At 38.4% G+C, this 23,643-nt stretch carries 21 protein-coding genes; 7 read left to right on the top strand and 14 right to left on the bottom strand.

The window, feature by feature from the left end:
• Positions 1 to 106: 106 nt before the first annotated feature.
• From rsmA to DWA31_RS17720, 5 genes are all read right to left on the bottom strand, one after another.
• Positions 107 to 979, bottom strand: coding sequence for a 16S rRNA (adenine(1518)-N(6)/adenine(1519)-N(6))-dimethyltransferase RsmA (gene rsmA / locus DWA31_RS11590; protein WP_114326748.1), 873 nt, complete (start codon positions 977 to 979; stop codon positions 107 to 109).
• Positions 980 to 1,045: 66 nt separating this feature from the next.
• Positions 1,046 to 2,029, bottom strand: coding sequence for a 4-hydroxythreonine-4-phosphate dehydrogenase PdxA (pdxA, locus tag DWA31_RS11585; protein ID WP_114326747.1), 984 nt, complete (start codon positions 2,027 to 2,029; stop codon positions 1,046 to 1,048).
• Between the two features lie 2 nt (positions 2,030 to 2,031).
• Complete coding sequence (gene surA, locus DWA31_RS11580; protein WP_114326746.1) at positions 2,032 to 3,330, bottom strand: peptidylprolyl isomerase SurA; 1,299 nt, start codon at positions 3,328 to 3,330, stop codon at positions 2,032 to 2,034.
• A gap of 76 nt (positions 3,331 to 3,406) precedes the next feature.
• The gene (locus DWA31_RS11575) at positions 3,407 to 5,731 is read right to left on the bottom strand and encodes an LPS-assembly protein LptD (RefSeq protein WP_114326745.1); all 2,325 of its coding nucleotides are present in this window, start codon (positions 5,729 to 5,731) and stop codon (positions 3,407 to 3,409) included.
• 97 nt (positions 5,732 to 5,828) lie between these two features.
• Positions 5,829 to 5,951, bottom strand: a complete 123-nt coding sequence (locus DWA31_RS17720; protein WP_281268632.1) for a hypothetical protein — start codon at positions 5,949 to 5,951, stop codon at positions 5,829 to 5,831.
• A 244-nt stretch (positions 5,952 to 6,195) separates the two neighbouring features.
• On the opposite strand from DWA31_RS17720, the gene djlA reads away from it, so the two are divergent.
• The gene (gene djlA / locus DWA31_RS11565; RefSeq protein ID WP_114326744.1) at positions 6,196 to 7,020 is read left to right on the top strand and encodes a co-chaperone DjlA; all 825 of its coding nucleotides are present in this window, start codon (positions 6,196 to 6,198) and stop codon (positions 7,018 to 7,020) included.
• A gap of 275 nt (positions 7,021 to 7,295) precedes the next feature.
• Here the strand turns inward: djlA and DWA31_RS11560 are convergent, their stop codons facing one another.
• From DWA31_RS11560 to rapA, 3 genes are all read right to left on the bottom strand, one after another.
• Positions 7,296 to 8,228 (bottom strand): DUF3530 family protein, encoded by a 933-nt coding sequence (locus DWA31_RS11560; RefSeq protein ID WP_114326743.1) that lies wholly within the window; start codon positions 8,226 to 8,228, stop codon positions 7,296 to 7,298.
• 360 nt (positions 8,229 to 8,588) lie between these two features.
• On the bottom strand, positions 8,589 to 9,272 hold the full coding sequence (gene rluA / locus DWA31_RS11555) for a bifunctional tRNA pseudouridine(32) synthase/23S rRNA pseudouridine(746) synthase RluA (RefSeq protein ID WP_114326742.1): 684 nt from the start codon (positions 9,270 to 9,272) through the stop codon (positions 8,589 to 8,591).
• A complete protein-coding gene (gene rapA, locus DWA31_RS11550) occupies positions 9,272 to 12,184 on the bottom strand; it encodes an RNA polymerase-associated protein RapA (RefSeq protein WP_114326741.1) in 2,913 nt (970 codons plus the stop codon). The genes rluA and rapA overlap by 1 nt, the downstream gene beginning before the upstream one ends.
• Positions 12,185 to 12,731: 547 nt before the next feature.
• Between rapA and DWA31_RS11540 the strand changes: the two genes are divergently transcribed.
• Entirely contained in the window at positions 12,732 to 14,117 is a 1,386-nt protein-coding gene (locus tag DWA31_RS11540; protein ID WP_114326739.1) for a PhoH family protein, read from the top strand.
• A 51-nt stretch (positions 14,118 to 14,168) separates the two neighbouring features.
• Here the strand turns inward: DWA31_RS11540 and DWA31_RS11535 are convergent, their stop codons facing one another.
• The 3 genes from DWA31_RS11535 to argR form a co-directional block, all read right to left on the bottom strand.
• Positions 14,169 to 14,858 carry an LrgB family protein gene (locus DWA31_RS11535; RefSeq protein ID WP_114326738.1) on the bottom strand — a complete coding sequence of 230 codons (690 nt, stop codon included), beginning with the start codon at positions 14,856 to 14,858 and terminating at the stop codon, positions 14,169 to 14,171.
• Positions 14,855 to 15,220, bottom strand: a complete 366-nt coding sequence (locus DWA31_RS11530) for a CidA/LrgA family protein (protein ID WP_114326737.1) — start codon at positions 15,218 to 15,220, stop codon at positions 14,855 to 14,857. The genes DWA31_RS11535 and DWA31_RS11530 overlap by 4 nt, the downstream gene beginning before the upstream one ends.
• A gap of 184 nt (positions 15,221 to 15,404) precedes the next feature.
• Positions 15,405 to 15,878, bottom strand: coding sequence for a transcriptional regulator ArgR (gene argR / locus DWA31_RS11525; RefSeq protein ID WP_114326736.1), 474 nt, complete (start codon positions 15,876 to 15,878; stop codon positions 15,405 to 15,407).
• Positions 15,879 to 16,149: 271 nt separating this feature from the next.
• On the opposite strand from argR, the gene mdh reads away from it, so the two are divergent.
• Complete coding sequence (mdh, locus tag DWA31_RS11520) at positions 16,150 to 17,082, top strand: malate dehydrogenase (RefSeq protein ID WP_114326735.1); 933 nt, start codon at positions 16,150 to 16,152, stop codon at positions 17,080 to 17,082.
• A gap of 153 nt (positions 17,083 to 17,235) precedes the next feature.
• On the opposite strand, the gene DWA31_RS11515 is transcribed toward mdh, so the two are convergent.
• The 3 genes from DWA31_RS11515 to ispB form a co-directional block, all read right to left on the bottom strand.
• On the bottom strand, positions 17,236 to 17,646 hold the full coding sequence (locus DWA31_RS11515; RefSeq protein WP_114326734.1) for a bacteriohemerythrin: 411 nt from the start codon (positions 17,644 to 17,646) through the stop codon (positions 17,236 to 17,238).
• A gap of 233 nt (positions 17,647 to 17,879) precedes the next feature.
• Positions 17,880 to 18,284 carry a VF530 family protein gene (locus tag DWA31_RS11510; RefSeq protein WP_114326733.1) on the bottom strand — a complete coding sequence of 135 codons (405 nt, stop codon included), beginning with the start codon at positions 18,282 to 18,284 and terminating at the stop codon, positions 17,880 to 17,882.
• A 25-nt stretch (positions 18,285 to 18,309) separates the two neighbouring features.
• Positions 18,310 to 19,296 carry an octaprenyl diphosphate synthase gene (ispB, locus tag DWA31_RS11505; RefSeq protein ID WP_114326732.1) on the bottom strand — a complete coding sequence of 329 codons (987 nt, stop codon included), beginning with the start codon at positions 19,294 to 19,296 and terminating at the stop codon, positions 18,310 to 18,312.
• 284 nt (positions 19,297 to 19,580) lie between these two features.
• Between ispB and rplU the strand changes: the two genes are divergently transcribed.
• From rplU to DWA31_RS11480, 4 genes are all read left to right on the top strand, one after another.
• On the top strand, positions 19,581 to 19,892 hold the full coding sequence (rplU, locus tag DWA31_RS11500) for a 50S ribosomal protein L21 (RefSeq protein WP_114326731.1): 312 nt from the start codon (positions 19,581 to 19,583) through the stop codon (positions 19,890 to 19,892).
• A gap of 15 nt (positions 19,893 to 19,907) precedes the next feature.
• Positions 19,908 to 20,165 (top strand): 50S ribosomal protein L27, encoded by a 258-nt coding sequence (gene rpmA, locus DWA31_RS11495; RefSeq protein WP_114326730.1) that lies wholly within the window; start codon positions 19,908 to 19,910, stop codon positions 20,163 to 20,165.
• 151 nt (positions 20,166 to 20,316) lie between these two features.
• Positions 20,317 to 21,483 (top strand): Obg family GTPase CgtA, encoded by a 1,167-nt coding sequence (gene cgtA, locus DWA31_RS11490; RefSeq protein WP_114326729.1) that lies wholly within the window; start codon positions 20,317 to 20,319, stop codon positions 21,481 to 21,483.
• An 898-nt stretch (positions 21,484 to 22,381) separates the two neighbouring features.
• Positions 22,382 to 23,098, top strand: coding sequence for a hypothetical protein (locus tag DWA31_RS11480; protein WP_114326727.1), 717 nt, complete (start codon positions 22,382 to 22,384; stop codon positions 23,096 to 23,098).
• Positions 23,099 to 23,643: the final 545 nt, after the last annotated feature.

Raw genomic sequence — 23,643 nt, 5'->3', positions numbered from 1 at the left:
CGTTGATTGAATAAAATGGTTGTTCAGGATAATGTGTTATTCATTCTTTAAAACGCTGCATACAGGTAGTATTTTTTTGAAAAAGTTCACTCTCAAAATTTAGCGATTAATCTTGCTCTTCTGCTCTTTTCATAGCCCGTCGTGAAAGTTTTTTATTATCAACTTTAACTGGCTCTGGTGGATTATCAACAATAAAATTAGCCAGCATGATGTAATCATCAAGGGTTAAATTTTCGGGACGTAAATTGGCATCAATATTTAGCGCTTCTAATTGTGCAACACTAATGAGGTTTTTAAAGCCATTGCGAATGGTTTTTCTGCGTTGATTAAATGCAGCCAAACAGACTGTATTAAGGGCACTTATATCTTTTACTGGATTTTTAATATTACTGTGTGGCACTAATCTCACTATAGCAGAATCAACTTTAGGTGCGGGTTTAAATGCTTCTGGACCTATTTCCATCACTGGAATTACTTGGCACTGGTATTGGGTCATAATTGATAATCGACCATAAGCCTTACAGTGTGGCCCAGCAGCCATGCGTTGAACGACTTCTTTTTGCAGCATAAAGTGCATGTCTTGAACTTTATCTTTAAACGTTAATAGGTGGAAAATTAACGGTGTGGAAATGTTATATGGGAGGTTGCCAAAAATGCGTAATGGTTTTTTCTCTGTTGCTAGTTGGGCGAAGTCAAAGTTTAAAGCGTCGGTTTCATAAATAGTTAAGTGTGGCGCCAAAAATGGATGATGACGTAGCCTTTTAGCTAAGTCCCTATCAAGCTCTACTACCGATAATTTCTCTGCTCGCTCTACTACTGGCTCCGTTAACGCACCAAGACCTGGACCTATTTCGACTAAATTTTCTCCAGGCTCAGGATTAATAGCATCAACAATGTCGCTGATGACGGCATCATTATGAAGAAAGTTTTGGCCAAAACGTTTTTTTGCTTGGTGACCTAAATGGGTTTTACTGTTCATAATTTCTCGTTTAACATTTCGTTTTCGTTTTCGTGAACCGCTTATCCTGAGCTTGTCGAAGGACTACTACTTACTGCTATTTACTAGAGCGATTGCACTGTTAATGGCTTCTATCATACTACCAGAGTCTGCTGCTCCATTGCCTGCGAGTTCTAATGCAGTTCCATGGTCAACAGAGGTGCGAATAAAAGGTAAACCTAAAGTAATATTAACGGATGAACCAAAGCCTTTGTATTTTAATACAGGTAAACCTTGATCATGGTACATACTTAAAATAGCATCCGCATCTTCTAAGTATTTCTCTTGGAATATAGTGTCGGCTGGTAGGGGACCAATGACATTAATGCCTTCTGCTCTTAATTCGGCAAATGCTGGCTCCATTACTTCTATTTCTTCTCGACCTAAATGACCATCTTCACCTGCATGTGGATTAATGCCGCAAGCATATATTTTCGGATTTTTTATGCCAAATTTACTTTTTAAGTCTGTATGCAGAATACGAGTTACTTTCTGCAATCTCTCAAAAGTTATGGCTTTTGCTACATAGGCAAGTGGTATGTGAGTAGTCACTAATGCAACACGTAATCCTTTGGTAGCTAACATCATTACGACATCAGAGCAGTTAGCTTGAAGCGCAAAATACTCGGTGTGTCCGCTAAAAGGAACCCCCGACTTATTGATTAAACCTTTATGTACGGGGCCGGTTACTATTGCCTCGAATTCCCCTGACATATTTTTATCACTAGCCACTTTCAAGGTTTCAACTACATAAGCACCGTTGCTTGTATCAAGAGTGCCAGGAATACACGCTTGAGCAAGTGGTATATCTAATATGGTTAACGTACCAGCGGCTTGAGGAATAGCGTCAAGGTTAGCATCGTAATCAATTAATACTATCGGTAAATTTAGTTGTTCAGCACGCTGTTTTATTAGCTCTTTTGATGCTACGACGACAAGTTGTACAGGCCAAGCCTGCTGAGCTATAGAAACAACTAGATCAGGACCTATGCCTGCGGGCTCACCGGGAGTAATGGCTATGCGTGTAGTCATTTTTATTTATCCTGTTCAAAAATTTCGATATAAGCTTCATCGCGAGTTTCTTTGATCCATCTAGCGCTTTCAACACCAAACTTACGATTATGTAATATTTGATAAGCGCGATTTTGGTTCATTTGTGAGGTAGCATCAATCATACGACGATCATTTAACTGAATAATGTGCCAACCAAAAGAAGAACGAAATGGTTTGTGGTATTCACCAATTTTCATGGTGGCTAATGCTTTCTTAAATGCAGGATCATAACTTTTGGGATCTGCCCAGCCTAAATCGCCACCACGAACAGAGGTAGGTCCTTCAGAAAACTCTTTGGCTAAGTCGGCGAACGTTGCATCTCCAGCATTAATTTTATCTAGCATATCTTGTAATTGCGCTTCTGCCTTGGCTTCACTTAAAATGATAGAAGGTTTTATTAAGATGTGGCTAGCTTTTACTTCTTCTACTTCAACTACTTGACGACCACGGATATCGAGTACTTTTACAATACTAAAACCTAAGCCTGTTCGAATTGGGCCTACTACCGTGTCTTTATTTTTTCCTGCAATGAGCTCTGAAAATAGTGTTGGCATTTCGTTGATGTTTTTCCAGCCTAAATCACCGCCTTCTAAGGCATTTGCGCCGCCTGATGAGGCGATAGCAATTTTAGTAAAATCTGAGCCTCTATTGAGCAGTTCAATAACTTTATCAGCTCGCTCTTTACTTGCGATCATATCAGCTTGTGTAGCATCCGTAGGGAATTCAATTAAAATATGACCAAGGTGATATTCTACATCATTGTTAATTTGTTCTTTCATTAACTCTAATAAGTTAGCTACTTCTTGTGGTGAAATATAAATACGGCGTCTGACACTATTACGGCGTACTTCACCTGAAATTAGCTCGGTACGAACATTTTCACGATATTTTTCATAATTATCACCATCATTAATGATAGCTTGGCGAAACTGAGATAAGGTTAATTTATTTTCTTTGGCCATATTAGCAATGGTTTGATCTAATTGAGCATCACTAACTTGTATGCCCATACGCTCACCAATTTGTACAGTTAAACTGTCATTAATCAGCTTATCCATGACTTGTGTGCGTAATGCCTTGTCAGAAGGTAGCTCTTGATTATTTTGTTTTGCTTGTTTTTTTATGTTTTTCAGTAAGTCTTGTACTTCTGATTCTAGTACTACACCAGCGTTAACAATTACGGCAACCTTGTCTAGCATTTCTTCTTTAGCTTGAACTTGCGTAGTTAACCCTGCGTAAATTGTGCAGGTGAGGATTAATATTTTAACTAAATTTTTCATGAATTATATATCTTGGTTATGGTGCATTGTTAGTTTTTATATACTTGATTTTATTAGTCGTTAGATTGGTAAACCACTAATTTTGTAAGTAGTAAGGGCGTTTATAGCCGAAAATACTTGAATCAAACATTTCTTGTGTGCCAATAGCCCCTTGTTTGCCATTTAGCCCTTTGATGATGAACTGTAGCACGAAACCACTATTAAATTCATCGCGGTTTTCATTGAATAAGCCATCATCGCTTAAGTTCGAGTTTATATATCTATGATACGCAACGCGTATAGCCCAGCAGCAACTCTCATATTGCAAGCCAGCATAACTTTCTAAACTACGGGTTTGTTTTAAGTCCTCGGTAAGTCGCCCTACAAAAGCCCAGTCTTTATTAATAGCAAAGCTAGCCAATACTGAAGCTTGCTCTAAGCTACTACCTGAGACATTACGAGTGTACCTATGGTTCAATTGAACTGAATTATATTTATCAATTTGATAGTTTAGTGACACTTGGCTTTTGTTGGTGAAGCTTTCCATCGTATTGTATTGAATATCACTACTGATTTGCCATCTGTGATTTAATCGATAAAATAAATTTGCGGCTACAGAGGATTGCTGACTTGTTAGAGAGTCGATATCGGCATCGACAGTATCAATGAGTTCATCAAAAGTATTATTGTCAGATAAGTATTGTATTCGACCGACACTTAAACGAAAAATTTCCAGGTTTGATTGATCAAGTACTCGGCTTGTTATACCCCAAGTATATTGATTGGCACCGGCAATTCTATCTAAACCACTATAACTTCGGTCTCTAAATAAACCATTATAGTCATCTTGCAAATTAGTCGTGTCGTAGAGACCAATATCTGCTTGATCTTCTTCAGGAATATATAAGTATTGTATTTGTGGTTCTATGGTTTGGGTGTAATTATTACCAAACCAGGATAGCGTTCGATCGAAATTAATGCCGCCATGAAACCTTACTTTAGGGAGCGTACGGTTAACATTTTTTGTTAATTCACTGCCATCTTGAATGTCGCTTTGTTGGTAATAAGTATGCATTAACTTAAACTCTGAATTTAAAAACCACGCAGGGGTCGAAACCGGAAAACTTAACCCCGCTTCTACATGGTAACGATTAGCGCTGGCTTGTTGATTGGTTTCGGCTTTAAAGCTTGTTAATTCAGAATAGAGTTCAAATTGTCCTTGTAATGTTTGCTCAGAGAAAAGACTGAAGGGTTGTTGGGCTAAAACTTCAATATGAGGCAAGGTTTTATAGCTTGGTTGGTGATTACCAAGTACTTCAAAATCTTGTATTTTCATTGTAGTTTGCCAGTTCTCCCCAAAATAAGAAAGTTCACCTACTTGATACAAATAAGCATCGTTTGAATTATACTCTTTTGAGCCGATATCAACTAAATAGTTGTCATCACTGATGGTCGTATAATCAATATAGGCACGAAAATCATCTGAAAATGTACCTACATGTTGTAGCCTTGCAAGATAACGGGCGTCATCGTTTGACGTTATTTCATTATCTTTATTTAAGTATTCTATATTAATATTACCTGATTGCAGCTCAGTTAAATAACGAAATTCAGTTTTTAATTGTGTACCCCGTTTAGACATATAATGAGGTGTAAAAGTTGCGTCCATAAAGGGGGCTATATTCCAATAATAAGGCGTTTCAATTTCTAGCCCTGAATTACTGGAACTACCAATTTTAGGATATAAAAAACCACTTTTTCGCTGTTTTGAAACGGGAAATGAAAAATAAGGTAAATACAAAACAGGTACATCGAAAAGTCGAACTTGGGCATGATAAGCTTCGCCAGTGCTACCATCGGCTGATATTTCAATCTCAGATGCCTTTATCAGCCAATCAGGTTCTTCACCAATACAGGTTGTATAGGTTGAATCTAATAAACTTAATCCCTCAGTTGAGTTGAGTTGTAATTCACCGGCACTACCATGACCGGGGTTGCCATACAGTTGATACGAGGTATTAAGCATAACACTGGACTTATCATCTTTACTGGCATTTAGCTCGTCAGCAAGAATATCAATGCTTTGGTTTTGATAATGTATATTTCCGTGCGCATTAAATTGCATCAGTAATCGATCAAATGTTAGTTGATCAGCCGTTATAGTTTGGCTTTTATCGATTAGCGTGACATCACCACTAAAGCTGGCAACTCGATCTTTTTCAATTCTGGAGTACTTTGAGGTAATACGAATGCTATCATCGGTTATTTGCACAGCATCAGTTGCTATAGGTACAAAAGTTGGAATAGCACATTGAAGTTGCGGTTCTGTAGCTTCTTGCTCAGTAGTAATTGCAAACGCAGGGAAAGGCAATACTATCGCTAATATAACGCTACAGGAAAAGATTTGTCGGAAAAAAAGCATTTATTTTTAAGGTTATCTTAAATATACGTGATGAAGCGTATATGATATAGCAAATATAATATTGTAGCTATACCCATGTTACTTCAATATGTCGGATTCAGCAGGAGTTAGAAACGTCTTTAGGCAAGGCTTTGATTGAAGATAATGGTTGCTCCATTGTCGAAATCAATAACGTAGCATAAAGCGTTTCTAAACCAGCTTTACAGGGGCCCCTGATCAAATCATGTTCTTCGTTGCATCTCTTTTTAAGGGCGCTACATGGATGGTGTTATTAGAGAATGCAGGAGTATATTCTCCTGAACGACCCTTAATAAAAAGATGCGCCTTGATCATGAATCGTTCAGCTGCCCTGAAACGCACATCTTGAAGTATCATGGGTATATACCCAAACCCTCATCTTGAGGTGGTTTGGCTATAGGCGTAGCACGTAAATAGCAAATAAAGAATAAGGTAATAAAATAAGCATGCGTATCTGGGGGAAAATTTTAGGGTTTTTATTTGGCTTTATGTTGAGTAAAAGCTTATTTGGCGCTTTATTAGGTGTTTGGCTTGGTCATATGTTTGATCGAGGTAGAGGCTTTGATTTTGATGGCATAACGGGAGGGAAATCTGATGATGTCGCCCGTCAAGCCGCTTTTTTTTACACCACTTTTTCGGTGATGGGACATGTTGCTAAAGCTAAAGGACAGGTGACTAATCATGAAATTGCTTTTGCTAATGCTTACATGGACAAACTTGGGCTAACGAATGAATTGCGAGAACAAGCACAAGATGCTTTTCGTGAAGGCAAATCGGACGGATTTCCATTAAAAGATCGCTTGGTTAAATTTAAGCGAATTTGTGGTAACCGCCATGATCTACGATTGATGTTTTTAGAAATTCAAATTCAAGTTGCTTTTTCTGATGGTGATTTAGACAGTAAAGAACGTGAAGTTTTACACACTATTGCTAAATTTTTAGGCTACTCAGCTCGTCAGTTAGATAATTTATTAGAAATGATTATTGCTAGTGCTTCCTTTCATCAACAACCAGGGCAAGGCTATCAGCAATTTAATGGTGATAATGCACCGACCAGAGCCGGGCAACTTGATAATGCTTATAAAGTTTTGGGCGTTAATAAAGAGACCTCAATTGGTGATATCAAAAAAGCCTATCGAAAATTAATGTCGCAGCATCATCCGGATAAATTAATTGCAAAAGGTTTACCGCCAGCGATGATGGAAGCAGCGAAAGAAAAGACGCAAGATATTCAAGCAGCCTATGATTTGATTTCTAAGCAAAATAAATAAATGAAGTTGCGAGTGTCGAGTTGATAGTTACGAAGACAAGTTACGTAAAGTTTGATGTTTTCGTTACTTGTATTTGCTCAAGCTAGATCTAACGATTTTAAATATCAGAGTTTAACTAAACCTGACAGGCAGCAATAAGCTGTGAGTTCAACCGATCAACGCAACACATTGGTTGAACTCACATGGCTTTTGTGACTGTCAGACTTGATTACAGCTTATAGATTCGAAATTTGAGCAACTACATGTTACTCGTAACTTTTCTTACTCGAAACTTCCTACCAACCAATAGACTTCAACCAGCTATTAATTTGAACAAGTAATTCTTGTTCAGGATAATAACCTACTGCATTATTATTGATTTGACGTTGGCGGTAATACGCTTTTAATTCCTGATTTGCCATGGTTAAACGCTGTGCTGCTTTATCAAGCACAATGGCGTTATCGTATTTTAGGTATAAATCTAGGATAGGGTATTCGCTGTAGGCTAATGTCTTTGCAAAAGCAGTATTCGTTCTATCTATTAATTCATTACTATTTAATAAATAACTGCTTAATAATATTAACGCGTTTGGTGTTGTACCATTTTGGTTTGTGCTTTGTTGATCAAAAATATCAACTAACATAGCGCCATGGTTTCCTTGGGCGATGATAATGACAATGCCAGGGTATTCTTTGCTTTTATTAAGTACAGCGTTAATTAAGGCGGCTAGTTTAGTCTTATAGTCATCAATAATAGTTTTATTAGCCTCTTGTTGCTCACTAACTTTAAGTGCTCTAGAGGGAAAGTTACTAGGCTTATTGGCTGGTTGAATACTGATGGTAGTCCAGCCTTGTTTGGGTAATGTTTTTCGTAAAAAGTTAATTGCTTTTGGGTTAACCGCTCCTTGTTGCCAATCAGGTAGTAAAATCGCTACGCCTTTGTTATTTACACTGGTATTTTCATCAATCAAGGTAAGGTAATCGTCGGGGCCTGCTAAAATAGGCGCAACACGATTAGTAGGAAGATAGTGTGTTAAGTCTTCTTTGTGTTGCTGCTCTACTGAAACAGGTAACGGAATGGTTACGTTCTTTTCTTTTTCGCTGTCTATTTTACTGTCTTTTTTATTTTCTACTGTCGTTTTAACTTCTTCTTGTTTATCTTCTTGGGCAAGAACAGTGATGTTTGTGCAAATAAATAGTATTACGGTGAGTATTAGCTTGAGTTGCACATTATTTCCTTTGGTTTTGTTTAATGGTGATACTTTTGTTTCTATTCACCTACCATGATTCCGCTTACCTTGAGCTTGTCAAAGGACTGCTCAGCACTAACGGCAACTTATAAAATAGTTACTTACTTTGTAATTATTCACCATACCCAGCGTTCACGTCATTCCGGTTGTATCTTTGCCGACAGGACGTGGGTACTTAGCTTTGGTCTGGAACTACAAAGCTGAAGCCGGAATCTGCCTGTTTTAAACAGTAGACTCCCGATTAAAACATCTCGGGAGTGACGATAGGTGAGTAGTTACCTTACTTTTAATATATCGGCTTTAATACTAAAAGCCTTAATAATCTTTAATAAACTGCTACTAATCAAATGGACAAGGACTAACAAAACAGAGTAACTCGCCCGTAACTGGGTGGGTTAAGCTTAAGTTTCTCGCATGAAGTTGCAGCCTAGGGCTGATTGTTAATGCTTTTTCATGCGCATATAAACGGTCACCTAAAATAGGGTGCCCAATCGCTAGCATGTGTACTCGTAATTGATGAGAGCGACCAGTCACAGGTCTTAGTTCGAGTAAAGTGCTTTCATCGCCAGAGCTTAATGTTGAATAATCTAGCACGCTGTAATTAGTTAGCGATTGTTTACCATTGTCATGATCTACCATTTGTTTTGGTCTGTTGGGCCAATCACAAATTAAAGGTAAATCAACGCTGCCTTCTATTTTAGCCACTTTACCAAAAACACGGGCAATATAACTCTTTTTAGTTTTTCGTTGTTCAAATTGACGGCTAATGGCCACATGGGCAGGCTTGTTCAATGCCATAATCATGATGCCGGATGTTGCCATATCTAAACGGTGAACTATGGTGGCAGTTGGCAACACGCGTTGTACTCGGTTTTGTAAACAGTCTTGATGCTCAGGTAGGCGTCCAGGCACACTGAGTAAACCACTACTTTTATTGAGTACAACAATATCCTTATCTTGAAAAATAATATCAAGATAAGGGGACATAGGAGGCTGATAAACAAAGTCAGGATTAGCGGCCATTAGTGTGTTACCACTATCATACGTACCGCTTCAAACGTTAACTGAGCTTTATCAATATAATGTTTTAGTTCATCTTGTTGATGAGTAAGAAAATCAATTTCTGCTTGGCGTACACTCGGGTTAATGGTTTTTAATGCGGTTAACCTTTGTTGTTCTTGCCCTAGTTTGCTTTGCATGCTCTTTAAGGCTTTAGCTTGAATGGCTGAAATTTGTTGTTCGCCATGGGATTCTGCTTTAGCCACTAACGGCGCAATTTGTGATTTTAATGCCTTAATTAATTGTAAAGCCATTATTTTTTTAACGGGTGTTAGTTGTTTATCTAACACTGCTTCGCTGACTTTATTGCCAAGGTCATTACCGTTTTTATCCACTAAAATACGAATAGGTGTGGTGGGTAAATATCGACCAAGCTGCAAATGTGCAGGCGCTGTTGCTTCAACGGTAAATAAACATTCAAGAAAAAAAGTGCCTACAGGTAATGCTTCGGCTTTTAATAAGCCTATGCTGGCATTACCAATTTCATCACTAAGCACTAAATCTAAAACACCACGCACCATAGGATGATCCCAGGTTAATAGTTGGTAGTTTTCATTAATTAATGCGGTATCACGATCAAAGGTTACGGTTGTGCCATCTTCAGGTAAGCAAGGAAAGTTGCTATTAAGCATATGTTCACTTTGATTGAGCGCAATGGCATTGTCGGCTTTATCATCTTGTTGAACGCCGAAAACATCTAATACCTGGAACATAAATTGAGGTAAATCAATTTGTCTGTCATTGCGCTCAATTTTTTCTACTAATTCATAAGCACGGCCTTGACCCGATGAATTGAGTTCAAGTAATTTATCACGGCCAGATTCTAGCTCTGCTTTAATTTCACAATGCTTTTGCCAACTGTCATTAATTAATTTCTCTGCTGATGAGGAAGCTTGTTGCGCGGTTAATACGAGTGATAATAATTTTTGACCATAGGCTTCAAATACTACTCGACCAGTAATACAAGTATGTTCAAATGCTTGCAACCCTTGGTGATACCAATCAAATAATAAATGTTGGGCTGAATCTTCAAAGTAAGGCGTATGTAATCGAATAACTTCAGTTTGCCCGATACGATCTAGTCGACCAATACGCTGCTCTAATAAGTCAGGGTTACTGGGTAAATCAAATAATACTAAATGATGGGCAAACTGGAAGTTTCTGCCTTCACTGCCAATTTCAGAACAGAGTAACAACTGTGCACTGTCTTCATCTTGAGCAAAATAAGCGGCAGCTTTATCCCGTTCAAAAATTGATAAACCTTCATGGAAAACTGCTGCGCGAATGCCTTCTTTAACACGTAAAGCGGCTTCTAAATCTATCGCTGTTTGCGCGTGAGCACAGATAACTAACACTTTTTCTTTTTTTAATGACTTTAATAAGTCGATCAAATAATTTACCCGTGGATCAAAGTCGGTCCACTTTTCATTTTGGTGATCAAGTCCATAAAGCATTTCTGGCGTGAAAATATATTTAGCTTGTTTAGAGTTTGCAATGGCTTCAGGACAGTCGCTAAGCATAAACTCATTGATTGTATCTTGATACTGTTCAGGCATTGTCAGTGGCGCAGGGTGAATTTCTCGTGCCGGAAAGCCTTTGATAGTATTTCGTGAGTTTCTAAATAAAATACGACCAGTACCATGTCGGTCAAGCAGCTGCTTGACTAGTTGTTGGCGTACTTCTGTTTGATTAGCACAATTATCGCTATTAAGTGCTATTAACTGTTCGCTAATATCAGATTCTTTTAATAATGCCGTTAGGGTGGTTTCTTGTTCGTTAGTTAATTGCTCTTTTTCAACTAAGGCATTGGCGGCATCAGCAACTTCACTATAATGTGACTCTTCTTCAATAAATTTTTGATAATCATAAAATCGGTCTGAATCAAGCAAGCGTAATCGAGCAAAGTGACTTTCATGACCTAATTGATCGGGTGTAGCTGTCAGTAGTAAAACACCAGGTATCACTTGCGCTAATTGCTCAATACATTGATATTCCATACTTGGGTTATCTTGTTGCCAATTTAAATGATGGGCTTCATCTACCACCATTAAATCCCAATCTTCGCTAATTAATGCTTCATACCACTTAGGGTTTTTAGTGACAAAACCTAAATTAACTAAGACTAATTGTTCAGTACTAAAAGGATTAGTGTCATCTTCTCCCGCTGTTTCAACACATCGGTCGTGATCAAAAATGCTGAATTTAAGGTTGAAGCGGCGTAGCATTTCTACTAACCATTGATGCATTAATGATTCAGGTACTATGATCAAAATACGCTGGGCTCTACCACTCACCAGTTGTTGATGAATAATCAAACCCGCTTCAATGGTTTTTCCTAAACCTACTTCATCGGCAAGTAATACGCGTGGCGCAAAACGGTTACCCACTTCATCGGCAATATACAATTGATGAGGAATAAGGCTAACACGTCCGCCAGTTAAGCCCATTAATTCTGATTGTTGTTGCTCATATTGGTGACGTAAGCAGTCTTTACGTAGGCGAAACCAATCGAGTCGGTCTACTTGACTATTTAATAAGCGATCATGTGGTTTATTAAATTTAATAAAGTGATCTATCATCACTTCTTTTAAAGATGTTTCTTCTAAGTTGTCTTGTCGAATGCCATGGTAAGTCAAAATACCATGCGCTTCAGTACTGGACTCAACTTTTAACATCCAACCTTCATGACTTGGAATAAGATCGCCGTCATTAAAAATAACGCGCGTTAATGGCGCATTGGCTTTTGCATACTGACGAGATTCTCCCGTGGCAGTAAAAACAATGTTAACAAATCGGTGCTCTATACCAGTAACTGTTCCTAATCCTTGATCTGATTCACTGTCACTGATCCAACGTTGGCCGGGCTGAAATGGCATATAATAGAACTCCAAAAAAACTTAAAAAATTAACATGAAAAAAACGGCGCTATAGTAACTGTTAGTGATTAATATTCATAGTTAGCTTAACTAAAAAACCAGTATTTTGGCATTTTTTCTTGTTAAGCTTTAAATAAACTGCCATTGTTAAATGGTAGCTGACGATCATGGTTTGTTACACAGTTTTTTATCATTAATGCTGGAGATGCTTAGATGAGTGAAGAAAAAATTGTTTATATCCTCTATATTAAAATCCTACTACCTGAATTCTTAGCCTTTTCATCCTTTACAGAACAGTGTGCTGTTATACCAATGACGCTACTTGAAGCGTTAGAGTCGAGTAAATATAGACTGAATAATTCTGTATCTCATTATAGTAATATCTTGTCAGGTATTAGGTTAGGAGAACGTTATGCCTAATCATAAAACAATGAGTATTTCAGCATCAGTAACTTTAGCTCACAACCCAACTATTTTCCTTTTATAATCTATGGTTTTAACCAGCGATAATAAAATTGTGTAAAAATAACCTTGAGGTGAACCTCTAATGATAAACCCTAATAAAAATCGCAACCCTAGAGTACTTGATACGTCAGCCTTAGTTCATGATCCAAAAAGTTTACTAGCGTACCGTGATGATATTTATATCTGTTTAACGGTATTAGAAGAATTAGACAATTTAAAAGAGCGGTTGGATAAAAGTGTTAGTCAAGATGCTCGTCTTGTTATTAGAATGCTTGAGGACATTATAAATGGTCATTCTAGCGAAGAGATGGAAAAAGGTATTCAGTTACCCTCTACGGAAACAGCAAAACGAGGTAAGCTATTTATTGGTATAGATACACAGCTAGATTTTGCAAAAGAATTGAAGTACGCAGCGGGTAGTGATGCGGATAATCGCATTATTAATTACGCTCTTCATATGCAAAACGAATTGCAGCAAGATGTCACAATAGTGAGTCGTGATATAAATATGCGTCTAAAAGCAAGAACAATTGGCGTAGATGCGGAAGATGTTCTAGTTGATAATCAAATATCGGATATTGATTTACTATACACAGGGGTACAGTCATTTACAGGTGACTTATTTGACCGATGTGAAGAAGAAAAAGATTTCGCTATGTCAGGGAAATTATATCGTTTTAATCGTGATATTTTCAATGATGAAACACAGCCTAACATGTATTGGTATGATGAAATTGGTCATATAGGAAAAATAAAAGAAGTTAATGACGAGCATGTATTTACGACATTACTTCAAAGGAAGCAGGAGAAAATTTGGGGGATACTTCCTAAAAATCCACGACAAGCGGTGGCTTTAGACCAACTTACCGATCCAGAATTTGACTTAAATATCCTCCTCGGCCCTGCCGGATCTGGAAAGACTTTTTTAGCAGTTGCCGTAGGGTTACACCAAGTGATCGAGACTAAACAATATAAAAAAATTGTTGTTGTACGAAGCCGGAACTTTATGGATGACGATCCTGGTTTTTTACCAGGTGATCTAACCGAAAAATCTTTACCTTTGCTGGCTGGAGTTACCGATGCGCTAATCTCAATGCATGCTAGTGATGATGAGGATGAAAAAAGCACTCGTGCGACTGTAGAGCATATTATTGACCGAGCTAATATAGAATTTACTAGCATGGCATATTTCAGAGGACGTTCTATTGATGATGCTGTTTTAATTATAGATGAAGCACAGAACATGACCAGAGCGCAAATGAAAGGAATGCTCAGCCGAGGGGGGAAAAACTGTCGTACTATTGTATTGGGAAACCTTGCCCAAATCGATGACCGATTCGTTACTCCTGCCAGTTCTGGTGCTAGCGCTGCGGTGAATATATACAGGAATTACGAGAAGGGTAGTGTGCTAATATTTGATGAAGTAGAACGAAGTTCACTAGCTGAATTTACTGAAAAGAATTTTTAGTAGGTTTAAGTATACTGCCAATATTATAGTCATTGATGAACAGGTACTATTTTAAATAGTTGTCATTATGGTGATCAACCAAGCAAACAATGGGGCTAAAACGGCGGTTAAAACACCGCAGATAACTAAAGCCAAAGAACTAAAAGCCCCTTGTTCATTACCCACTTCCATTGCTTTTGCTGTGCCAATGGCATGAGCACTACACCCCATGGCTAAACCTTGTGCTTGTGGATTCGTTATTTTACAAAGCTTGAGTAGGCTAAAACCGCCCAGCGCGCCTAATAATCCAACGGCAATAACCACTGCGGCAGCCAAAGATGCTAATCCTCCTGTTTCGTTGGCAACGGCCATTGCTATAGGGCTAGTCACTGATTTTGGCAATAAAGAAAGTAATAATATTTTATCGTCAGTTAATAATAAGGCGACGGATATACACGTTGAAATGGCAATAACAACACCAAGGCAGCAACTGATTATTATTGCTTTAAATTGTTTCTTTATTTGTTTGACTTGACAAAATAAGGGAATTGCAAGCGCAACAACTGCGGGCTCTAAAAGCCAAATGAAAGGAATGTTTGCTGTTGCATAATCTTGATAAATAAGTGGGGTAAAACTAAAAAGGCCAATAAAAAATAAAATACTCACTAATAGAGGGTTAGCTAATGGGCTTTTAATTGGGCTTAAAAGTTTACGGGCCGTTAAAAAAACAATCACTGTAGCAATAAGATAAAGGTATATCATTTAGAAAACCTTTGATAAAGCCAACCAACAGAGATTAACGTTGCTACTGTGCTGATCACACTGCTCACTATAATGGTGAGCCAATGTGTTGATAACAATTCTGAATATTGTAATAACCCTACACCAACAGGAACAAAAAAGAGCGTAATATAGTTGAGTAAAAAACTGCCTGTCGGTAATACATAATATAAAGGAACTAACCGAAGGTTCAAGCCTAAAAATAACAAGAGTAAACCAAAAATACTACCAGGAATGGGTAAATGGCTTATGTATTGAATGCCTCTACCTAAATATAAAAAAAGCAATAAAATGCCGGCACTTCGTGCTAATTGTCCAACAGTGATAAAAATGTTTTTTTTCATGAAATTTTCTAATACGTAATGGGTAATAATCAAGAACACTACAACTTGATTTAATTTAAGTATTAAAATAATACCTAACTGTTACTTCTTCTCAGAGGAAGATGAATATACCCATGATACTTCAAGATGTGCGTTTCAGGGCAGCTGAATCCGACATATTGAAGTAACATGGGTATAGATATGCTTAACTTAGACTCTTAGAAAATAGTCGTTCTAATTTATTAATAGTTTCTTTGATATTATTGACATCTGTTGGCGCAATAAAAATAGTATCGTCACCGGCAATTGTGCCAAGTACACCGTCACTTTTACCTAAGCTATCCAACAAACGAGCAATTAATTGTGCAGCCCCTGGGCTTGTTTGGATAATGATCATCATACCATTATGTTCTATTTCTAATACTAATTGCTTTAACGGACTTTGTGCGGTGGGTACACCAAGCTCTGCGGGTAAACAATAAACCATTTCTTGGCGTGCGTTACGCGTTCGAACTGCGCCAAACTTACTTAGCATCCGTGATATTTTGGATTGGCTGATATTATCAAAACCTAACGATTTTAATGCATCAACAATTTCGCCTTGAGAACCGAATTGTTCTTGTTTTAATAATTCTTTAAATGCTTGTACTAATGCTTCTTGTTTTTGTTGGCCATTCATTATGTGAGATAAACCCTTTTTTGCTATTTTTCAAACAGCTTCAAGTTGAATTATTTATTTTTAAGTTGCTTGATATAGCCTTTAAGTTGCTTGATATAGCCTTAATACTAAAGTTGAATTTTTTCAACTAGGTATTATACGGTATCATATATGCAATAATAATTGTTTTTTTGTTGGCTATACTATATCTTTTGCACAACAAAATTTACGTATTTACTCGAATAATATTTATTATACAGTTTTACACCCACTTTAATTTCGGAGAGAACACATGAAAGTAGCAGTATTAGGCGCAGCTGGCGGTATCGGTCAAGCATTATCTTTACTATTAAAAACTCAATTACCAGCTGGTTCTGAGTTATCACTTTACGATGTTGCCCCAGTAGTTCCAGGTGTGGCGGTAGATTTATCTCACATCCCTACAGCTGTTAAAGTTGAAGGCTTTGGTGCGGACAATTTAGCTGGTGCACTTTCAGGTGCTGATATTGTAATTATTCCTGCAGGTATGCCACGTAAGCCTGGTATGGACCGTGCTGATTTATTTGCAGTAAATGCAGGTATCATCAAAACATTAGCAGAAGGCATTGTTGCTGCTTGTCCAAAAGCTTTAGTTGGTATTATTACTAATCCAGTTAATGGCACTGTGCCAATTGTTGCTGAAGTATTCAAAAAAGCGGGTACTTATGACAAAAACCGTGTATTTGGTGTAACAACTCTTGATGTAATTCGCAGTGAAGCATTCATCGCTGAATTAAAAGGCTTGAACGTAAGTGACGTTAAAATACCAGTAATTGGTGGTCACTCAGGTACAACAATTTTACCACTTCTTTCACAAGTTGAAGGCGTTACTTTCTCTGATGAAGAAGTCGCTGCGTTAACTCCTCGCATTCAAAATGCTGGTACTGAAGTTGTAAATGCTAAAGCTGGTGGCGGTTCTGCTACGTTATCTATGGGCGCTGCTGCTGCTCGTTTTTGTTTATCTTTAGTGAAAGGTTTACAAGGCGAAGACGTTGTAGATTACGCTTATGTTGACGTTGAAGGTGGTGATGCACCATTTTTTGCTCACCCAGTACGTTTAGGCGCAAATGGTATTGCTGAAATATTACCTTACGGTGAATTAAGCGCGTTTGAAGAAAAAGCTAAAAACGATATGCTTGATACATTAAAAGCTGATATCCAAGAAGGTGTTGATTTTATGGCATAAAGCCAAAAACCAACAGTAATAAAAGTACCGAGTTGCGAGTATCGAACTTCGTAACTCGTGACTTTACTCACTAGCAACTCCCCTTTCTCGTAACCGAGCTTTTCGTAACTCGCTACTTTACTTTCTAGTAACTTTACTTTCTCGTCACTTTACTTATTTCACCCCTTTTGAAATAAGAAACTCCGCATACTCTTTATCTGTTCTCATAATATGGTTCGTTAACCAGCGTTTAAGAAATAGCATTAAATCAGCACTCATGGTTCCTTGAGGGTTTTCAATAAATCTTTCTTTTAATTCCACTACTTGAGCGATTAGTTCACTGTGTTGTCGTTTATGCTCTACTGAATCTGCATAACCATACTCAGCAAACATATCTTCTTCATAGGTAAAATGTTTTTGAGTATAAGCCGCTAAACCTGTAAATATTTTACCTAATAATTCATGTGAGCTATTTGTTAACATGGCATCATTAAGTGCATTGATCATATTGACTAGCTTCTTGTGTTGCTCATCAATGCTGTCTATCCCAACACTTAATTCGGCTGTCCATTCAATTAGTGGCATAAAAGTACCTTACAAAAGTTAATAATCTTTTATTAACGTTAGTTGTAGGTGGTGAAATACACAAGCCAAAGTTCACGTAAACCTGTGTTAGATCAATAACCCTTCGACCCTTACGACCCTTCGACACGCTCAGGGCTCAGGATAAACGGATTAGGCCGCTGTTTATACTGAGTATGATGAATGTATAGCCTCTACTTGTACTGAGCGTGAGGAACGAACAGTCGAAGTATGAGTTATTTCCCCCAAGGGTTCGTCGGGGTAGAAGATCGCGCGCGGGTTTTTTTAGCACGTTTTTGTCTAAGGTTTTCAGCATCATCAAAACTTAACTCTGCCGGTGTTCCCGGTTTTTGATGAGCTGGCACTATGCGATCACGTGGTGGTAATTCAAATTGGGCATTATCGGCAAGTGGCAAGTTTTTATATTGATATAAATAAAAAGCTTCTACTTTATTTTTTGCCCAATCTGTTTTTTTAAGAAACTTTAGGCTAGATTGAATACTTGGGTGTGTTTTAAAGCAGTTTAAGCTTAAATAAGCATTTAAAATCTCAAAACCGTAATGATCGACTAACTCAGTGAGAACTTGTTCTAAACCAATACCGTGCAGCGGATTGTTTTCATATATGTTATCTGAACTCATACTATTTTACTCTTGCTTTAAATGTTTAAGCACTACGATTAGCAGCAATATGGGCTAAGGCAACCAATGCTTGTTTGTAATCAGATTCAGGCAGTATCGATAAAGCATTGATAGCCTTATCTGCTTCTGCTTCTGCTTTTTTCTGCGTATAAACTAAAGCGCCGGTTTGTTTCATGGCACTTAAAATATCGTCTAAATGCTCCATGCCATTACCGTGTTCTATCGCATTTCTAATTAATTGTCTTTGCTCATCAGTGCCATGTGCCATGGCATAAAGTAGTGGCAAAGTAGGTTTGCCTTCTGCTAAATCATCACCAACATTTTTACCCATTTCTTTGGCGTCAGCAGTGTAATCCATAATATCATCCACTAATTGAAAGGCAGTACCTAGGTACTTTCCGTATTCAGCCATTGCTGTTTCAATTGAGCTATCTTGTTGAGTAATAACGGCAGCAAGTCGAGTAGCTGCTTCAAAAAGTTTGGCCGTTTTGCAATAAATAACCTGTAAATAGCTTTCTTCAGTGGTGTCTGGATCATTACAATTCATCAACTGTAATACTTCACCTTCGGCAACTATATTAGTTGCGTCAGATAAAATATCCATAATGCGCATGTCACCCAACTTGGTCATCATTTGAAAAGAACGGGTATAAAGAAAATCACCGACTAATACGCTAGCACTGTTACCAAATAATGCATTGGCCGTTTCTCGACCACGGCGCATGTTAGATTCATCAACCACATCGTCATGTAATAAGGTAGCAGTGTGTATAAACTCAATAATGGCAGCAATGGTGCAGTGTTTATCATCAAGCTCTTCAGTATTCGACTGGTTGAGTGCTTGTGCTGTTAACACTGTAAGCATAGGACGCATGCGTTTACCGCCAGCATTAACAATATAGATGCCTAATTGATTGATCAAAGCAACGTCTGAGTGTAACTGACCATAAATAAGATCATTAACCTTGGTCATATCATCTTGTGAGAGTGCTTGAATTGCTTTTATATCCACTATACTTAATTCCGCTTGGGCTAGGGGGTTATATATAACCACTATATCGATGGGGGTTTTTATTTTTATATAGTAAATTCTACACTATATTCACGGATATAAAAGCTTACACAAAAGGTTTATAATGACTTTGTTGTTAATTTATTTTGCTATTTTTTTCTAGGAATTAAAAACTTTATAAATGATCGTTTTTATACTTGCTCTACTGAGTTTCTTCGCGTAGAATTCGCGCCCTATATTTTTAAATTTAGCAACACATAAAGTTGTTGCAGTACGGAGTAGCTATGTACGCGGTATTCCAAAGCGGTGGTAAACAGCATCGTGTAACCGAAGGGCAAACAGTTCGTCTAGAAAAGCTAGAGCTTGAAGTAGGCGCAGCAGTAGAATTTGATAACGTTTTAATGATCGCCGATGGCGAGAACATCAATGTAGGCGCGCCTTACGTTGCTGGTGGTAAAGTAGTGGCTGAGGTGGTAAACCAAGGTCGTGCTGATAAAATTACTATAGTAAAATTCAAACGTCGTAAGCATTCACGCAAACAAGCGGGCCATCGTCAATGGTTCACTGAAGTGAAAATTACTGGTATTAACGGCTAATTAGGAGCATTTGACATGGCACATAAGAAAGCGGCAGGTAGTACACGAAATGGTCGTGATTCAGAAGCAAAACGTTTAGGTGTTAAGCGTTTCGGTGGTGAATCAGTGTTAGCAGGTAACATTATTGTTCGTCAACGTGGTACTCGTTTCCACGCTGGCACCAATATGGGTATCGGTAAAGATCACACTTTATTCGCATTAACTGACGGTAAAGTTCAGTTTGATGTTAAAGGTCCAAAAAATCGTAAGTTTATTAGCATTATTGCTGATTAATATTAGATTCGATTTTCTAAAAAACCTCGCATCATGCGAGGTTTTTTTTTACCTATTTATTACGATCTTGTTGTGATGATTCTTTCTGATGGAAAAATCGTTTATACTAACAAGATATAAACCACAAGACTTTAGGGTTGTGTAAAACACCATGAAATTTGTTGATGAAGTTGAGATCAGAGTTGAAGCGGGTGATGGTGGTAACGGCTGTCTCAGTTTCCGTAAAGAAAAATATATCGAGTTCGGCGGCCCTAATGGCGGTGATGGCGGTGATGGCGGTGATGTTTATTTGATCGCTCATGAAAGCCTTAATACCTTGATTGATTATCGTTTTGAGCGCTTTCATCGTGCTAAGCGTGGTCAAAATGGTCAACCCCAAAATTGTACAGGTAGAGGCTCTGACGACTTAGTATTGAAAGTTCCTGTTGGTACACGCGTTGTTGATGTTGATACGGGTGAACTACTCGGTGACTTAACCCATAAAGATCAAAAACTGCTAGTTGCTAAAGGCGGCTGGCATGGTTTAGGTAACTTACGCTTTAAAAGTAGTACCAACCGAGCGCCTCGTCAAAAAACTGATGGCACTCCAGGTGAGATTCGCAATCTTAAATTAGAATTATTATTATTAGCGGATGTTGGTTTACTTGGCTTGCCTAATGCTGGTAAGTCTACACTTATTCGCAGTGTCTCTGCGGCTAAACCTAAAGTGGCTGATTATCCGTTTACCACTTTAGTACCTAATTTAGGTGTGGTACGACTAGACTCGCAACGTAGTTTCGTTATTGCCGATATTCCAGGCATTATTGAAGGTGCAGCAGAAGGTGCCGGTCTTGGAACTCAGTTTTTAAAACATCTTGAGCGTTGCCGTATTTTATTACATGTTATTGATATTTTGCCTGTGGATGGTTCTGATCCGCTTGAAAATGCCAAAACCATTATCAGCGAATTAGAGCAGCATAATGCAAAATTAGCAGGTAAACCTCGTTGGGTTGTTTTTAATAAGTTAGATTTAGTACTTGAAGAAGAAGCTAAAGAAATAACTGATGCTATTATAGCCGGTCTTGATTGGAAAGGTGAAGTACATAGTATCTCTGCTTTTAATCGCATGGGCACGCAAGAGCTTTCGCAAAGGGTAATGACTTTTATTGAAGAGTTACCACCAGAGGAAGAAGAAGCACCTATTGATGGTAAAAAAGTTGAGTTTAAATGGGATACATACCATGAAGATGCAATGGCTGATGATGGATTAGATGACGATCTTGATGATGAAGATTGGAACGAAGATGATTACGATGTCGAAGTAGAGTATCGTCCGTAGGTTTATCTAGTATTGACTTAACTAACTAAGTAAGAATAACAAAAAAGAGTAATGGCAGTGTGTCATTGCTCTTTTTTTTATGCCTTTTAAATGCTGCTTGTGCTCTTTGTTTCTTTCGCGTCGCGGTGGCGACAGCACCCAAAGGGATACTGCCTCCGGCATCCCTCTGGACTCTCTCGGAGCTGCGATCCAAACTTAATCTTGCATTCACTCAAGTGTTTTCGACGTAGCAGCGATGAACGGGCATCAGGACAATATGCTCCTGCATTGTCTAATAAGGTACATCCTGTACCGTCATGCCCTACATCGCTTTGTTCATCATCAGGACAATATGCTCCTGCATTGTCTAATAAGCTGCATCCATGCAGCGTCATGATGAACATACGTGAACACTTTCACTCTTTCCAGCGTTTGTACACGCAGATTTAGCGCTTTTTGATATAGTGAAGTACCTCAATATTTTGTGTTTTTTTGATGAAAATAACAAAAAACACTAAAAAAATTCTTACACTAATAGTGCCAAAAACCTTTATACCAATCAGATTAATTAATGGTTCAAATTTTAATGAGTGTAAATTTTCAAGAACAAGGCGCTTGATTGAGCAATAGCCAGCTATTGGGATTGAAAGCAACGATGTTATTGAGTATTTAAGCCATTTAAAATGATCACTTAGTTAGTCTGATTGGTATTATTCCCATCTCAGCAATGAAATGATAAATGAGCAATGGTAGACCTCGACCCGAGACAGGACGTCGCAGGGGTTCCAAGGGGAGACGCGGCGGTACGTCGCCCCTTGGGTGCTGCCGCCAATTTTGCCTGTTGTAAGCATTTAGATTAATTGGAAATATGATTTAATCTACCTATACTTTACCTGTTAGCACACTAGGAGATTTACTCATGATACGTCGAATATTCACCTCCACACTAGCTGTAGTCGCTCTGGCCGTTCTCCTGCTTCAGGGCTGCGACCAGAAAACCACTACAACAGCGGAACACCCCTTAATTACTGAAGAGACCGTAGAGGCGATCCTAGCGATCAAGATGGACGAAGAGTCGAGCCAGATGAGAAAAGAAGCGCTTACTCAGCTCCAGACTCGAGTGGCAGATCTTGATCCAAATGCCCTCGTAAACGCACTAGATCAGCTTTGGCTCATCGACCTCCGACTCGAGGACGATGACTACTCTACACTCCCTACTGTCTTGCTGTATCGCGATATTTTAGCCTCACTAGGCGGTGACGACGCAGTCGGCGGCGGTGTGCGCGCAACCATCGGAAGTCGGTTGCGAAGAGCTTTTCTAGAGTGGTGGTATGACGCTTGGCTCGCGCAGCTTGGAATGGAAGCGATCCGATCGTATATTCAGAGCCCGTTTCACTATCCCCCTGCTGAGGATCGCGTTCGATCTGTAACCAAGAATCAGATCACCGCCTACCATGACTCAGCAAAAAAGAAATTAATCGCGAAGCTGAAAGCTGAGCAAACTGAAGCGCAAGCGAAGGCAGATAGGTTAAGGGCTACTGGTGGTTCTGCTACCGACATCGATCGTCTCGATACACAGGTCACGGCGTACGGATGGGCGATCAATGAGGTCGAGACTTCAATGGCTGCCCCGTAGTGCGATCAGGCTTAAGGTAAGATCAAAACAGCGGAAACAAAATTTTGAGCGCTGTTTAGGTTCACTTTAGTTGCCAAAGTGAACCTAAGTGTAGATGATTTTAAGCTATGAAATAGGTCGGCTCTGTGGCAGCTACCGTCCTTTGATGTTCAACCTGAGAAGTTCGCTACTTTAATTTGTAAAGGGATTTACCAAAGATGTCGTTTTGTGCGCATAGCGGAAGAAAAAATTTGAAATTGTTAGTGTTGGTGGAGGTCAACAGTACACCTGTTAGTTGACCTAATCAGCTCGACAGCCAACTTATTAATCATTGGTATAGCGGACGTTCCAAAGATCGATTTTGAGACTAATTAAAAGTTCAAAAACGTAAAATACAGTTATAGAACGAGAACAATATCTATGACCGCTGCAAGCTCATCAATGTCATTAACTTAAGGTTAATTTTTGCATTTACAATAAGTTAGCTAGTTGCTAACCTAGCTATGAATTAAAAATATAGAGAAATCATCAATGAGCTGTTCAATATTTAATTCAAATAGTACAAA

This window comes from Candidatus Colwellia aromaticivorans (genome assembly GCF_003333305.1).
Taxonomy (GTDB): domain Bacteria; phylum Pseudomonadota; class Gammaproteobacteria; order Enterobacterales; family Alteromonadaceae; genus Colwellia; species Colwellia aromaticivorans.
The sequence above is the reverse complement of the archived record's forward strand: the minus strand, read 5'-3'. Positions and strand labels throughout refer to the sequence as shown.

What these genes read in the sequence shown, in the direction of transcription:
- rsmA (WP_114326748.1), bottom strand. Translation starts at nt 979, where the DNA reads ATGAACAGTAAAACCCATTTAGGTCACCAAGCAAAAAAACGTTTTGGC.
- pdxA (WP_114326747.1), bottom strand. Translation starts at nt 2,029, where the DNA reads ATGACTACACGCATAGCCATTACTCCCGGTGAGCCCGCAGGCATAGGT.
- surA (WP_114326746.1), bottom strand. Translation starts at nt 3,330, where the DNA reads ATGAAAAATTTAGTTAAAATATTAATCCTCACCTGCACAATTTACGCA.
- DWA31_RS11575 (WP_114326745.1), bottom strand. Translation starts at nt 5,731, where the DNA reads ATGCTTTTTTTCCGACAAATCTTTTCCTGTAGCGTTATATTAGCGATA.
- djlA (WP_114326744.1), top strand. Translation starts at nt 6,196, where the DNA reads ATGCGTATCTGGGGGAAAATTTTAGGGTTTTTATTTGGCTTTATGTTG.
- rluA (WP_114326742.1), bottom strand. Translation starts at nt 9,272, where the DNA reads ATGGCCGCTAATCCTGACTTTGTTTATCAGCCTCCTATGTCCCCTTAT.
- rapA (WP_114326741.1), bottom strand. Translation starts at nt 12,184, where the DNA reads ATGCCATTTCAGCCCGGCCAACGTTGGATCAGTGACAGTGAATCAGAT.
- DWA31_RS11540 (WP_114326739.1), top strand. Translation starts at nt 12,732, where the DNA reads ATGATAAACCCTAATAAAAATCGCAACCCTAGAGTACTTGATACGTCA.
- DWA31_RS11535 (WP_114326738.1), bottom strand. Translation starts at nt 14,858, where the DNA reads ATGATATACCTTTATCTTATTGCTACAGTGATTGTTTTTTTAACGGCC.
- DWA31_RS11530 (WP_114326737.1), bottom strand. Translation starts at nt 15,220, where the DNA reads ATGAAAAAAAACATTTTTATCACTGTTGGACAATTAGCACGAAGTGCC.
- argR (WP_114326736.1), bottom strand. Translation starts at nt 15,878, where the DNA reads ATGAATGGCCAACAAAAACAAGAAGCATTAGTACAAGCATTTAAAGAA.
- mdh (WP_114326735.1), top strand. Translation starts at nt 16,150, where the DNA reads ATGAAAGTAGCAGTATTAGGCGCAGCTGGCGGTATCGGTCAAGCATTA.
- DWA31_RS11515 (WP_114326734.1), bottom strand. Translation starts at nt 17,646, where the DNA reads ATGCCACTAATTGAATGGACAGCCGAATTAAGTGTTGGGATAGACAGC.
- DWA31_RS11510 (WP_114326733.1), bottom strand. Translation starts at nt 18,284, where the DNA reads ATGAGTTCAGATAACATATATGAAAACAATCCGCTGCACGGTATTGGT.
- rplU (WP_114326731.1), top strand. Translation starts at nt 19,581, where the DNA reads ATGTACGCGGTATTCCAAAGCGGTGGTAAACAGCATCGTGTAACCGAA.
- rpmA (WP_114326730.1), top strand. Translation starts at nt 19,908, where the DNA reads ATGGCACATAAGAAAGCGGCAGGTAGTACACGAAATGGTCGTGATTCA.
- cgtA (WP_114326729.1), top strand. Translation starts at nt 20,317, where the DNA reads ATGAAATTTGTTGATGAAGTTGAGATCAGAGTTGAAGCGGGTGATGGT.
- DWA31_RS11480 (WP_114326727.1), top strand. Translation starts at nt 22,382, where the DNA reads ATGATACGTCGAATATTCACCTCCACACTAGCTGTAGTCGCTCTGGCC.